Source organism: Pseudarthrobacter sp. YAF2, from assembly GCF_052113345.1.
Taxonomy (GTDB): Bacteria; Actinomycetota; Actinomycetes; order Actinomycetales; family Micrococcaceae; genus Arthrobacter.
The window spans coordinates 301,113-314,096 of the sequence record NZ_JBFRDA010000003.1 but is presented as its reverse complement, the minus strand read 5'-3'; the positions used below and the strand labels follow the sequence as shown (position 1 = coordinate 314,096).

The 12,984-nt window shown below is 58.4% G+C and carries 10 protein-coding genes; 3 read left to right on the top strand and 7 right to left on the bottom strand.

The genetic code is table 11. The features are described from left to right. Window positions 1-473: 473 nt before the first annotated feature. The 7 genes from AB4Y79_RS05320 to AB4Y79_RS05290 form a co-directional block, all read right to left on the bottom strand. Window positions 474-1,910, bottom strand: a complete 1,437-nt coding sequence (locus AB4Y79_RS05320) for an APC family permease (protein WP_441859454.1) — start codon at window positions 1,908-1,910, stop codon at window positions 474-476. Window positions 1,911-2,287: 377 nt separating this feature from the next. Further along, on the bottom strand, window positions 2,288-3,574 hold the full coding sequence (locus tag AB4Y79_RS05315; protein WP_441859452.1) for a flavin monoamine oxidase family protein: 1,287 nt from the start codon (window positions 3,572-3,574) through the stop codon (window positions 2,288-2,290). Next, window positions 3,571-3,933 (bottom strand): cupin domain-containing protein, encoded by a 363-nt coding sequence (locus AB4Y79_RS05310; RefSeq protein WP_441859451.1) that lies wholly within the window; start codon window positions 3,931-3,933, stop codon window positions 3,571-3,573. Before AB4Y79_RS05310 ends, AB4Y79_RS05315 begins: the two co-directional genes overlap by 4 nt. Window positions 3,934-3,995: 62 nt before the next feature. Beyond that, complete coding sequence (locus AB4Y79_RS05305; RefSeq protein ID WP_441859449.1) at window positions 3,996-5,453, bottom strand: aldehyde dehydrogenase family protein; 1,458 nt, start codon at window positions 5,451-5,453, stop codon at window positions 3,996-3,998. A 734-nt stretch (window positions 5,454-6,187) separates the two neighbouring features. After that, complete coding sequence (locus AB4Y79_RS05300) at window positions 6,188-6,988, bottom strand: hypothetical protein (protein ID WP_441859448.1); 801 nt, start codon at window positions 6,986-6,988, stop codon at window positions 6,188-6,190. A gap of 181 nt (window positions 6,989-7,169) precedes the next feature. Continuing rightward, window positions 7,170-9,497, bottom strand: coding sequence for an ATP-binding protein (locus AB4Y79_RS05295; protein ID WP_441859446.1), 2,328 nt, complete (start codon window positions 9,495-9,497; stop codon window positions 7,170-7,172). 181 nt (window positions 9,498-9,678) lie between these two features. Beyond that, on the bottom strand, window positions 9,679-10,353 hold the full coding sequence (locus AB4Y79_RS05290) for a GntR family transcriptional regulator (RefSeq protein ID WP_441859444.1): 675 nt from the start codon (window positions 10,351-10,353) through the stop codon (window positions 9,679-9,681). Window positions 10,354-10,759: 406 nt separating this feature from the next. On the opposite strand from AB4Y79_RS05290, the gene AB4Y79_RS05285 reads away from it, so the two are divergent. The 3 genes from AB4Y79_RS05285 to AB4Y79_RS05275 all read left to right on the top strand — a co-directional run bounded on the left by AB4Y79_RS05285 (window position 10,760) and on the right by AB4Y79_RS05275 (window position 12,961). Then, on the top strand, window positions 10,760-11,026 hold the full coding sequence (locus AB4Y79_RS05285) for a hypothetical protein (protein WP_441859442.1): 267 nt from the start codon (window positions 10,760-10,762) through the stop codon (window positions 11,024-11,026). Further along, window positions 11,026-11,871, top strand: coding sequence for a hypothetical protein (locus AB4Y79_RS05280; protein ID WP_441859440.1), 846 nt, complete (start codon window positions 11,026-11,028; stop codon window positions 11,869-11,871). Before AB4Y79_RS05285 ends, AB4Y79_RS05280 begins: the two co-directional genes overlap by 1 nt. Window positions 11,872-11,935: 64 nt before the next feature. Next, window positions 11,936-12,961, top strand: a complete 1,026-nt coding sequence (locus AB4Y79_RS05275) for a dihydrodipicolinate synthase family protein (protein WP_441859438.1) — start codon at window positions 11,936-11,938, stop codon at window positions 12,959-12,961. Window positions 12,962-12,984 lie beyond the last annotated feature (23 nt).

Here is a 12,984-nt window from a genome sequence, read left to right as displayed (position 1 = left end):
CTTCCTGGTCCAGACTGCCGCCCCCCCTGGAGTTCCCCAGTGACAGCCTGTGGGGAACCCGCGCCGCCGGCGAAAGGCCTGCCTGCACTCATACTCCTAGCGGCCGAAGGAAGCGGACTGTCCACCATAGTTCAGCTGTACTGACACCAAATTGTGCCTTGCTCTTGCACACTGCACTTTGCCGCCGTTTCGGTGTCCATGCCGTTCTGGAAGGGTGGATTGGGTAGCCCACGCGTACGGGCCGAAGCGGCTTGAGAGGGCAGAAGTTAGCCGCCCATGTAATGGGTGATATTAGGGCCGCGGTTTGAAAGGCATACGCAGACGGTTCCAACCGGCAGTTGTTCTGTGGGCTAGACGCCCTAAAGACCAAAGGTCCGCTGTCAGCCACCTGGGTGACATGACAGCGGACCTGTTTGGATGGAAAGCCGCCGTGATCTGGGGGCTACTTCAGGGCATTGGCTAGTCGGAAGCTGTTAGGTGATGTCAGCGAAGCTCAGTTCGCGATTTCGCTGACATGCCCGCACGATAAGGCCCAGCACCGCTGCGAGCGGAACCAGGACCCACAGCCATTCGGCGAATCCCTCACCGCCTGCCAGGAAGGAGAAGTTGAGGATCGTTAGAACGATTGCAACCGCGAAGGCGACGAAGGCGATGCTTGGAGCTACGGCTGCAGTCCAGGTGTTCTCCTCGTCTGGCGACTTCTTGAAATACATCACTACTGCCAGGGAACTGCCGCACATAAGGAGCAGTACTCCCAGTGACCCGACGGCAATCAACCAGGTATAGAGCTGGTGGAACGGATCTGAACCGGCCACGATGAAAGCGCCGACCACCACGAGCACGGTAATCGCCGTCACAATGCTCCCAATATGAGGAGATTGATGCTTCTTATGGCTTCGGCCAACAGCTGCGGGAAGAATGCCAGCACGTCCCAGAGCAAAGACATAACGGCTCATGACGTTGGCAAAGCCGAGGAGGATCGCAAAAAAGCTCGTTACAACAAGGACGTTCAGAATTTTTACCCAGACCGGGCCGACGTATGCCCCCGCGATCTCGAGGATGAACCCCGTGGGGTTCTCAGTGGCTACGTCCATGATCTTGTCCGCTCCCACTGCGTTGCTGACAGTGAGCGTGCTGAGGACATAGAAGACGCCCAAGACGATGATCGTGATGTAGGTGGCGCGAGGGATGGTTTTCTTTGGTGTGCGCACTTCTTCACTGAAGACGGGTGTTGATTCCACCCCAACGAAGGATCCCAGGGCAAAAAGTGCTGCGAGGCCAATACCTGGGCCAAACATCAGCTGCGGTGAGAACCCCTCCAAAGTGAATCCACCAGGGCCACCGCCCCGAATCATAATTGCAAAGTCCAGTACAAGGATGGCAGCCACCGCGAGCACCAGCAATACGCCCATGAGCCGGGCACTGAACTCGACACGGTTGTAGGACAATGGTGTCAGGACGGCCAGAGTCACAAGAGCCCAGAATCCCCAAGGAAGATCAATACCGAAGAGCTCCATGGCGGCTTGCTGAAGGAAGACCGCGTGAATTCCGTAGAGACTGCTCAGCACGGCCACGTACGTCAGCAGGGTGACGTAAGACGCCGCCACTCCCGCCCTGATACCCAGGCCCTTGACAATGAAGGCGATCAATCCGCTCGCAGTTTTGGAGCGGCGGCTCATAGCCACGTAGCCCACGGCAAATATGAGGAACACGACAGTGGCAAGAAGATAAATTCCTGGTGTTCCTGCACCGCTCAGCATGAACACCAGTGGTGTTGCTCCCAAGAAGGCGGCCATTGGCCCAATCATGGCTACAACCGTGAACACCAGTCCCCCTGTGCCCATGGCGCCCGATCGAAGTTTGGACTGATCAATCCCTTGGACAGCGTTGTCCGGAATTACATTTGACATTTATTTCTCCTGTGGAGATGAATTCGATTTAGTATCTGCTCTTATTCCTTGTGAGGAAAGGTGCAACAGGGGACATATGGCCACATGTTTGGCGGCCAGCAGGTTGAGCTGCCGTTAGATGGGGGATGCGCGGCTCAACATGGGTTTGATGACGTTCAGTTCAGCCGGGGAGGTTCGATCCGCAGCTTTCCCGGGCATGCCCGCCCGACCCGGGCACGAAGAAGTAATGCCATAATATTCGGGCTTTCGGTTACTCCGCATGTGTTGGCTTCAATGGTTGTGCCTTCCCGCCAGGCAGCCCGTGCTTGTCTTGGCACAGGCCACCTGGTGGTTCGGAACAAGCACGTCAGCGGTGGAGGTTGGATTTCAACCTAAGTTCAGCTGAGTGCTGCTGCATCCCGTCCGGCGCGGATGCCTGTTGCCAGGGCACCATCAATGAGGGCATAAGATCCACTGGCGATGTCTGCTCCGGCCAGGAGCACGCGTCCATCGCGGGCTTCGACTGCATCCAGTTGCTCGCGAAGTTGCCCAGGACCGGGAACGGCCCACGTGCCACGGTACAGTGCGTCCTTGGTCCAGTTATGAGTGGCAACCTCCAGCACCTCAATGTCAGGCAGCCAGGACCGCAAGACTTGCTGGACCTGGGCGGCCGACGAACCGTCAACGGCGCTGGCATCGGAGCCGAAGGCTACCGCAATGTGGTCGCCGTCTATGGGACGGTCGTACTGCAGCAGCACAAACGGATGGCCTTCGGGGGCGAACGCCATGTACGGAGTCCTATCGCCCTTAATCCTGCAAACTACTTTCTGTCCGCCGGAGATTTGACCCGACGCGCCCAGCTTCTCCGCGTGCTGATGAGGTGGATCGAAGGTTATGCGGGACAGCACGTTCACCGGCACCGCACAGACCACAGCAGCGGCAGAGATTGTCGAGCTGTCTGACAGGGTCAAGGTCACTAGGGATTTACTTTCGGAAACCTGGGTAACTGCCTTGCCCATGATGAAGTCCGCTTTTGTGTCCGAAAGAATTCCCTCCGACAGGAGGCCCATGCCGCCGACGATCTTATAGCGGGAAATTACGTCCAGCATCACACGCCAGTCCCAGCCGGACAGTGCCAGCCACCGTAGCGGAAGTGTAAGACCTGCCCTGTCCAGAGGAGCTTGGCAAGCGGCGGCCCAGAAGGACGAGGTGACGTCCCGCTCGAGACTGGACATCTCCACTCCATCGAGGAACTCACCCAAGGTCAGCTTGTCGTACTCCAGGGCGGCGTCCGAAAAACGGGGTTCGTGGGGACGCTCGTACAGAGTACGTGCAAGATCCGCCAGGGCGGACATGCCCTTCTCCATCAATCCGAAGACAGTATCCTCGGTTCCTTCCCGCAGTTGTCCATTGTCCAGGTACAGGAGTTGTTCGGGTGGGGTGAACTCCTCGAGGTTCAGCTGGTAGCGCTTGATTTCGGACCATACGTTGGGCTGAAGCCAGTGAACATCGGTCCCGCCGAGTTCAATGCGTGTGCCAAGGCGGGTTTCCGTCCAGGTCCGTCCACCGAGGCGGTCGGATGCTTCCACAAGGACAACGGATTTCCCAAGATTGCTGGCTTCACGTGCGGCGGCCAGACCTGCGAATCCGCCTCCTATGACAGCTACGTCGTAGGTCTTGCTCATGCCGCGGCCTTCTGGATCTCAACAGAAAATTTGCGGAACGGAGCATGGAATGTCCATGTGGACTCGCTGCCTTGGGGGAAGAACGCAGAGTCGCCGGGGCGCAACACCACCTCGTCGCCGTCGCCTGAAGAAATGTGCACCTCACCCTCGATGACCCAGATGTATTCGTCAGTCTCAAAGAAGTACGGCACGGGAACCCTGTCCGGGTATTGGCCCTCGAGCACCCGGTAGACGCCGGTGCGCACGTCGTCGCGGCCGGGAACTTCGGAGAGCTCCCCTGTCACTTCACCCTCGACAATGAAGGGTTTGTATCCTGCCGACAGCTGGTCGGCATAGATCAGATGGCGTTGAGTTGTCATGGTCATTCTTTCGTAAGGATCGCTAACTTGGGTTTGATCTCGCCCAGGGCGTATGGAAAGGCTCACTGGTACGGGTAGTTCCGCCGTCCGTGATTAACGGAAATCCACTTGAGGGTGGTCAGCTCGTCAATGCTTGAATGGCCGTTGAGCCGGCCCACGCCGGATTGCTTTTCCCCGCCGAAAGGAACGATCGGCTCATCGGCAATCGTGGCGTCGTTGACATGGATCATGCCGCTCTGAATCTCTTTGGCGATCCGAACTCCCCGGGCGATATCACGAGTGTGAACTGCGCCGCTTAGACCGAAATCCGTGTCGTTGGCGATATCAATCGCTTCCTGGTCATCGTTGAACTCCATCACGATGATGACGGGCCCGAACAGTTCGTCGTGTGCTATTGGGGAATTGGGCTCGACGTTCTCAAGAACCACGGGAGGGAAGATGTTGCCATCAGGTTCTCCACGCAGTACGGCCGTGGCTCCAGCTGCTACGGCGGCGGTCACCTTATCATCCAGCGCTGCGACCTGCCGTGCGTTGATGAGTGGCCCGATGATGGTGCCGGGGTCGGACGGATCACCCGTAGGAAGGGCCGCAACCTTTTCAATGAACCGGCTCTTGAACTCTGCAGCGATGCTGGAATGCACGAGCAGTCGGTTAGCTGACATGCAGATCTGTCCCTGATGGGTGAATCGGCTGAAGACAGCTGCATCAACGGCGTACTCAAGGTCAGCATCTTCGCAGACAATGAAGGCGCTGTTTCCGCCAAGTTCGAGAATTGACTTTTTGAAATGGCGGGCGGCAACTTCACCGACGTGCCGGCCCACACCCGTGGATCCGGTGAACGCGATAACACGCGGAGTCGAGTGTTCCAGGAAGTAATCGCCAATGACCGGGATTTCAGTCACGGTGACATTCAGCAGCCCGGAGGGCAAGCCTGCTTCTTCGAAAATCGAGGCCAAAAGAGTGCCCCCTGTAATGGGTGTTTCCTCATGGGGCTTGATGACCACGCCGTTGCCGGTAGCCAGGGCCGGCGCCACTGACTTCATCGAAAGGAAGAACGGGAAGTTGAAAGGGCTGATGACACCAACTACGCCGACCGGAACGCGATACACGAAATTTTCCGTATCTTCGACGGGTGACGGGTAGATCCGGCCCTCAATCCGCAGCGGCAACGTCGCCGCCTCCTTGAGAGCGTCCACCACGAGGCCAATCTCAAATGCCGCTTTAAGGGCGGTGCCGCCAACTTCCGCCGTGATCAGCTTGCTGATCTCTTCCCGGCGTTCTTCGACGATCCTGGCTGCCGATTCGAAGACGGTCCTCTTTGCATACGCATTGACCTTGTTCCATGCCGTCTGGGCCGCGGCGGCAGCAGCATAGGCTTCATCAATGTCGTCGGTGGTTGCGACAGGGAACTCACCCAGGGTCTTGCCCGTGAACGGGTTCAGGTCAACCAGTACTTTTTCGCCTGATCCGGCACGCCAAGCGCCCCCGATGTACTGCTGTGCAAGCTGCGCAGTATCCATGTGTTTCTCTACCTTTCGGGCTCACTTCGAAGCCATACCGAATTTGTTTGCCAACAATGACATGCGTCACAGAGGCAGCGCGTCCGTATTTTCACGGAGGTGCTTACGGATCTTTCAGGGAACCCAAAAGCAGTGCAGCGTGGCTGAGCGAAGGTGTGCGTTGCACGCCCATCTGGCTTTGTTGGACCCTCGCGGGTGCGTCTGTCAGTGTTGGGTTCGAACTTCTGGAAAAAGGAGATGAGGTAAGGCCTTGCAGTCCGGGCAGGTACCGTGATTAGCCTTCGAATGTCACCTGACCACTGCCGTCCAGCCTCAACTGGCCCACGGCCTGTTCTAGCGGCCTGCAACGAACGGTTTTTGATTGACCTCTCCCAGGACGCCGGCTTCGTGCATGCGTCCGCAGTACGCATGTTGCTGTACCCAGCCAGAGGGAACAAACACTGAACGTGTTTTCGCTTAGTGCTGGTCCGTCAACCCCGGTATCGGTCTGATACCGAAGTACGAAACGACTTTCTTTAGCAGTTCCGCTTTCAGTGGAGCGACCCGTGCCGGGCATGCGTTCGACGCCCTAAGGCAAAAGCCCACTTGCGGCAACGCCAGCAAGGCAACGTCCAGGTCTGCTCGACCAAAGGTCTGCCTGACGGAGTCCAGCTCACTGGATATGCTTCCTTGAGGCTGGGATTCGGGGCGCCTCAAGGAAGCATATCCAGCACGTTCTCTGGCCCCCAGTGAGGCTAGAGTCGCATCAGCACTTCCTGCGGCGATAGCAGGCGAAACGTCTGCACACGTACTGATTCCGCCGGGCCTCGCTTATTCCTGATCGATTCCCGCGTGCTTACTGAAGTTTCATGCATACGGTTCTTCAAGGTTTCAAGCCACTGCTGCAAGTCATTTTCTGTGCTCGGACCAATCTGCATCGTTTCGACAAGTTCCCTAGGAGACATCGGCGCGTATTGGTCGAAAGTCTCCTCCGGACTGAGCGCCCATGTTGACATGCGTTCCAGTTCGGCGGCCGAGGACTGGATTCTCACATCGGAAGAAGCCACACTTCCGCCACTGTCGTATGCCCAGGCAGTTGCCAGGTTTTCAAGAATGAATGACTCATCAGACCATCCAGTGAGGGCCTCATGGAGGAAGTCAGTGTTGTGAGGGGAAATATCGGGTACGGCCAAGCGTGTTATTGCGCGATCGTTGATCGCAGCGAGAAGGGCAGCAGGATCGTCTTCAACCAAGATCTCGTGCCGGGGTGGCCATACGTCGAAGCTACTGTGGTCTCCGTGCATTTGTCCTACGTGGAAGACGTAAATTTGAGGATATTGTGCTGATCTCGTTCGTCTCTCGGGTCGCGCCTCATAATGCAGAAGTGCGCCAAGCTGCATCAGGAGGCTCGCACCGAGAGACCCCCACGGCTCACGTACGACGATTCCCAGCCGGTCCCGCGATGACCAGTCCGGGAGAATCTCATCCGTACCGACACGATTGCCGCGAACGGAAATAGTAAACATGTCTTTGCGGATGTCGGTTGCAACATGCATTTTCACTCCACTCAAATCACCCAACGGTCCACATCTGCGGCATGATCGCAGCGGGCATATGTGGTAAACAGTGGCAGACGATAGCGACTGGCGCGTCCGTATAAACACGGATCTGGCTACGGGGCTTCGGCGCGGACCTGTGGACAAGGAGCAGGCGGTGCTCTCGGCAGGAAAGGACGTGTCAAGATCCTGTTGAATCCGGATGCAGGCGCGCCCAAGCGGCAGCCATTTGCGCCCGGTTTTCAAGACCAAACTTCGCGAGAATGTTCTCTACGTGCGTTTCTGCAGTTCGCGGAGAAATGGTCAGTTCCGAGGCTATTTCGCGGTTACTTAATCCGCGACCTAACAAGGCGGCGACTTCCTTTTCGCGGCGTGTAAGACGGACTGCAGTGTCAGGTTCCGGGCCGGAAATCCCATCCTGACCCGCGGCCTCCTGGAGAAGAAGGTCGCTGGCGTCCGTTTGAAAACCTTCCGCGTAAGCCAAATCGAATGCTTTTTGCCCGAGCGCATCACGGCAACGTTCGAAGCATTCCTGTCGTTCTGCCCCGATATTGTGGAAACCTGAAAAATGCCCACCCATAAACTTCCAGAGTCGATCGGCGCCACCGAACAAAATGGCCGCTCGGTTGTTTTGCCCGGCCTGCTGGGCGCACCATGCCAGAAGTTCGATGCAGTGGGCCAGCAGCAGCTGGTCGTGGGCATACCCCGCAACCTTCAGGGCCAGCTTACGGGCCCGGACGGGTTCATTTTGAATCCAGTCATGGACGGCAAGGGCGTATTCGATGTATCCGCGCCACATGTAGTCATCGAAGTCATCGCAAAGATCCAGCCCGGCCCTGCTCAGGTCGGCTACCCGATTGTTGTCACGGTCGAACGCGGCGAGCAATACCGCGATGCCGATGGCATCCATCGTGAAGATCTCGGCTGCGGGCCCCGGGATGCGTTTGTAATTATCTATAGCCTTGTCCAAGAGCTCGCGGGCAGACGACACCCGACCGTATCCTGCCTCTACGACTCCGGAGACCTGAAGCGCTATCGTGCGATTCAGTGCATTACCTGTACTTGCCTGACTTGAAGCGGCCAGTTCAAGAAGTTTCTCCGCGGACCGTAATTTGCTTTGTAGAGCGCTCAGATAGGCGCTAATGCATAGGGCATACTCACGCTCCAGCGGGTAGGCGTCGGTATTCGCGGAAGCCAGCACTCTACCCAAGGTGGAACGCCCCTCAGAGAGCTGGCCAACCGCGAACCAGAAGAACCACAGCCCCGCTGCCATGCGGAGGCTCCCGGCACAGAGGTCCGGGTCCTGCAGGCCATAATTGATGGCGACCAGGATATTGGCGTACTCCAGGCGTAAACGCTCCATGCGTTGCCGCTCACTACTTCCGGGAAAAGCAGTGGTAATGCGGTTGAACGATCCTTCGTAGTATGCGAGGTGCTTGTTATGCAGTACCTGCCTTTCACCGAAGTCATCCAATCGGGATTCACCATAGTCACGGGTGAGGCGAAGGAGACTGTATCTCACTTCCTCACCGAGGTTATCCGCCAGAACAACTGATTGGTCCACTAAAGAGGCCAGTAGGTCCAGAATGTCCGGAGGTGTCAACGGCGGTTGTCCGCAGACCGCCTCTACGGCCGGAAGATCAAACGTATTCTCGAAAACGGTAAGACGGGACCACAGCAACTTCTCATCGTCGCTGCACAGCTCATAGCTTCCCGCCGTCAAGGTCCGCAACGTCCTGTGTCGGGGATCGGTTGCTCCCGCCCCGGCCCTCGGGAAGTCCGGATGGCCTTCCATACGTTCCATAATCTGCTCTATCGACAAAGCCCTCGTCCATGCCGCTGCGAGTTCTATCGCCAAAGGCAACCCGTCAAGCCTGTGGCAAAGCCGGGAAAGCGCTGCCGCTTGTGACTCGGCAACAGAGAAGCCGGGCCGAACCAGCCGGGCACGGGCAAGAAAGAGCTTGGCCGACTCAGAGCCTAGAACATCGGAAAGGCGAACTTCGGACGTCGTATCCACAGGAAGTGAGAGTGGAGAGAGATTGACCAATTGGCCGCCGTCTACGTAGAGCGCGCGCCGGCTTGTCGCCAGTATCGTACTTTGAGTGCCGGATGCGACAAGATCTTGAATCAGGAGCAGGCAGTCTGAGTCCAGCGAGTCGCAACTGTCTAGAACGACAAGGGCTTCGAGATCCTGTATGAAGTCGCGCAACAGTACAGGCGAAACCTGTCCACTGTTCCGCATTCCAAGAGCAGCGGCTGTCCGGGAGCAAAACTCCGCGGGATCGCTGACTCCAGCAAGGTCAGCGAAGAACACGCCCTCGGCAAACCTGGTACCCAGGCGCTCAACCAGGTTAGAAACAAGCCGCGTTTTTCCAACTCCACCCGGACCGACCAGGGCAACGAAGCGGCTGACCTCCAGCGCACTACGCAGCGTTGACTGCTCGGCTTCTCGTCCAATAAACGCGGTCCGGTACTTGGGGAGTTGGGCTATCAGGGTCTGGTCGGTCATCAAACAACCCTCTCGTAAAGAGAGCCTGCCCCTCGTAGGCTCCCTTTGTCATCCAATGGTCAGGCGTCCTAGCCCTCTTATCAGGGCCGCATGTGCGGGCGGGAAGCCCATATAGCCGGTCGGCTGTTCGCGTCTGGGCAAGCTCCAGCCCGGGCGGCGACCTCTGGTCAACTAAAGCCCATCACGGCCCCAGCTCCTGGGCTGCCAGTACAGGCAACGTTGCCACCGCCGAAGCGCGGACGTGGTCGATGCACGCCAGACGTGCACGGACGGGATCGCCGGCGAGGATGGCATTAACAATTCCCTGGAGGGCTTCAATAGTGGGCTCGGATCGGTCCTTCATTGACAATGAGACCCGACGAATTTGATTGATGCGCACGTGCAGACGGTTGACAGCCTCATGCAGCTCTGTATTACCCGCTCCCGTCAGAAGGTAACCGTAAAAAACGTCAGTTGCCAGCAATGTGGCAGTCGTATCGGAACTTTCAAGAGCCTTCCTTACAGGCTCGAAAGACTCAGCAAACAACTTCTTCGCCGAGGCTGACCCACGAACGGCGAACAGCTCGCCGGCCAAGCCCTCCAGGACCGCCCGGATGTCATAAATGTCTGCAGCCTCTGCATAATCAAGCTCCCGCACCCGGGCCCCCCTGTTCTCCGTGAGAACAACAATGCGTTCTGCCGCCAGGTGCCGCAGGGCATCACGCACTGCGGTGCGACCGACGCCGTACTTCACGGCCAGCTCCCGCTCCACGAGTTTTGTGCCCGGGACAAGGTAACCGTCCGCAATCGCCCGCCTCAGCACTTCTGGAAGATCCCGAACGTCTTCCGACGCCTCATTTGTCTGCACAAGCGTCATGGACTTGGTGTGCTCCTGGTTCGGTGAGTGGAGGTTCTTGATTGAGCATACAGATCTCATTGGGACTTGAAACAGGTTAAGCAGAATTTTGTCGACAAATATCTGAACAGGTACGCGCCTTTGGTTGGGATGTCCCAAATCTCAAGCGGAATATCCTCGTCGCGTGACGGCAGGAAAGTCCCCCAGACGTTAGGGATGTGACGATGGGCGGCGTCTCCACCGCTTCTGGAGGAGGTACGGAAGATACGTGGAAATACGGAGTTTTTTTGTCGACATTTGTCCCTAAGCTGGCTCCATTGCTCGACGCGGTGCAGGAACCGACTCAGGTCCGTGCTGGTCGGGGACGGCGCTGAGGCCAACCGATCCGTTCGGGGGCCAATCGGCGCAGTACAGCACCGAATGAGGAATGGAGGAGTACCGGTTGTACAACTTGCACAAGCTGCTGTGGGACATCCGCAGAGATCCCACTCTCGCAGAGAGTTTTCGTAGCGACCCGCGTCCGATCCTGGATCAGTACGGGGTGGAAGGCGAGGCCCGGACGGCCATGCTGGAGCTCGATTTCAAAAAGCTCCACAAGATCGGGGCAAACCCGTATCTGATCTACTTCTGCGCCATCCAACTGGCTGTTGATCGCGCCGCCTACTACACACAGATCCGCGAGGAGGAGAACTGATGGGCAAGATCGTAGGAGCATTCGCAGCATCCCATTCCCCTGGAGTGACCGGCTGGCCGGAACGAGCCGAGTCACGCAAAAGGGAAGCAATCGAAGGAGCCTTCGCTGAGGCCCGCCGGCGAATCGATGCCTTGGAACCCGATGCAATCATCGCCATTTCCGTCGAACACTTTACCAACTTCAACTTCGGAAACCTGCCGGCCTTCGCTATCGCCACCGCGGACTCTTACCTGGGGCCTGTAACCCCGGAAATGAGTAACTTCCTGCGGGTGGAGCAGCACCAGTATCCCGGGAACGGAAAACTCGGCCGCCACATCTACGAGTTCGCCATCTCGAACGAGTTCGACCCAGCCCTGGTCGAGGGCGGCCTCGATTTCGACGAGAACTTCTGCGTTCCGTTCAAACACCTCGATCCGGACTCAAAGTACCCGCTCGTTCCCATCATCGTGAACGGCGTAAACCCGCCCTGGCCCACAGCAAAGCGCAGCTACGAATTTGGCGAGATGCTCCGCCGTGCCGTTGAAGCGCAGGACACGGTCGAACGTGTCGTGGTCGTCGGAACCGGCGGCCTCTCCCACTGGGTAGGGCTGCCCGAAGCAGGCCAGGTGAACGAGGAATTCGACCGCGACTTCATTACCCGGATCGAGAGCGGTGATCCCGAGCAGCTCAAGAGCTACTCGCCGAAGGAAATCGACGCTGCAGGCAACGGGGCTCACGAAGTCCGCACATGGATTGCCGCCGCCGGCGCCATCGGAGCCCCGTTCGAGGTGCTCGCGTACGAACCGGTTCCTGAATGGCTGACCGGGACCGCCGTCGCTGCAGCAACGCCCGATTTGAAGCTCTAAGACCCCAACCCCAGACGGCTCCGCACCCGCGGAAGCCGAGCACCACCAAGGAGAAAACAAGAACATGAGCAAACTTCCCAAGATCACAGGTCGCGATCTGCGTGGCGTCATGGCCTACCCGCCCACGCCTGCGCTGCCCGGCGCGGACCAGGTGGAGGCACAGAACACCGTCGATCTCGCCGAAACCGAACGCATGATCCGCCAGCTGATCACCGATGGCGTAGACGCCATCGCGTTGAACGGCACCCTCGGTGAAATGGCCACGCTGACTCTTGACGAATGGAAGGCCTTCGCTGAGTGCGCAGTACAGACAGCGCATTCAGTAAATCCTGATTTCCCCATCTTCGTCGGCGCAACCACCCTGAGCACCCGCGAAACCATCTCCCGTATGCGGTTCCTTTCGGAAATCGGCGCCACCGGCACCCTCCTGGGCCGCCCGATGTGGGGCGAAATGGTCGCCCCCGTGATGGAGAAGTTCTACCGCGACGTCGCCGAGGCCGTTCCCGAACTGGCCATCGTGGTCTACGACAACACCGCAGCCTTTGGCGGCATCATCCCCCGCTCGGTTTACCGGACGCTGGTCCAGCTGCCCCAGGTCGTTGCCGTGAAGTACGCCGGTGGCGCCTCGGTCGGCTTCCGGTACCACAACGACATGGCCCACACCGGTGACAAGTTCCCGCTGATGCCCATCGAGACCGACTGGTTCCCGGCTTGGGAGATGTACGGCGAGGAACTTGTGGGCATGGCCTGGTCGTCCACCACCGCCATGGGCCCGGATCCTGTCCTCCACCTGCGCGACGCACTGCAGCAGGGCCGCACCGATGACGCCCGCTGGCTCACCGAGCGGCTGCGGTGGGCACACGAGCCCTTCATCGTTGGTCAGGACTTCTTCGAGTTCGCGAAGTACAACATCCCGCTCGAGAAGATCCGCGTCAACAAGGCCGGCTACATCCACGTAGGCCAGAGCCGCGTGCCTTACACCGAGGACCTCGTACCCCAGGCGCACTGGGACTCCACGGCAGAACACGTCGAGCGCTACAAGAAGATCGGCGCGGAGATCGAAGCGCGACTGGGATCCCGCAAGAAGTAGCAGACCAGGAATAGACAGAGGAA

Bases quoted from the DNA above. Each gene is read 5' to 3' on its own strand.
- AB4Y79_RS05315 (WP_441859452.1), bottom strand. From the start codon at position 3,574: ATGAGCAAGACCTACGACGTAGCTGTCATAGGAGGCGGATTCGCAGGT.
- AB4Y79_RS05290 (WP_441859444.1), bottom strand. From the start codon at position 10,353: ATGACGCTTGTGCAGACAAATGAGGCGTCGGAAGACGTTCGGGATCTT.
- AB4Y79_RS05285 (WP_441859442.1), top strand. From the start codon at position 10,760: ATGGAGGAGTACCGGTTGTACAACTTGCACAAGCTGCTGTGGGACATC.
- AB4Y79_RS05295 (WP_441859446.1), bottom strand. From the start codon at position 9,497: ATGACCGACCAGACCCTGATAGCCCAACTCCCCAAGTACCGGACCGCG.
- AB4Y79_RS05310 (WP_441859451.1), bottom strand. From the start codon at position 3,933: ATGACAACTCAACGCCATCTGATCTATGCCGACCAGCTGTCGGCAGGA.
- AB4Y79_RS05300 (WP_441859448.1), bottom strand. From the start codon at position 6,988: ATGCATGTTGCAACCGACATCCGCAAAGACATGTTTACTATTTCCGTT.
- AB4Y79_RS05275 (WP_441859438.1), top strand. From the start codon at position 11,936: ATGAGCAAACTTCCCAAGATCACAGGTCGCGATCTGCGTGGCGTCATG.
- AB4Y79_RS05305 (WP_441859449.1), bottom strand. From the start codon at position 5,453: ATGGATACTGCGCAGCTTGCACAGCAGTACATCGGGGGCGCTTGGCGT.
- AB4Y79_RS05280 (WP_441859440.1), top strand. From the start codon at position 11,026: ATGGGCAAGATCGTAGGAGCATTCGCAGCATCCCATTCCCCTGGAGTG.
- AB4Y79_RS05320 (WP_441859454.1), bottom strand. From the start codon at position 1,910: ATGTCAAATGTAATTCCGGACAACGCTGTCCAAGGGATTGATCAGTCC.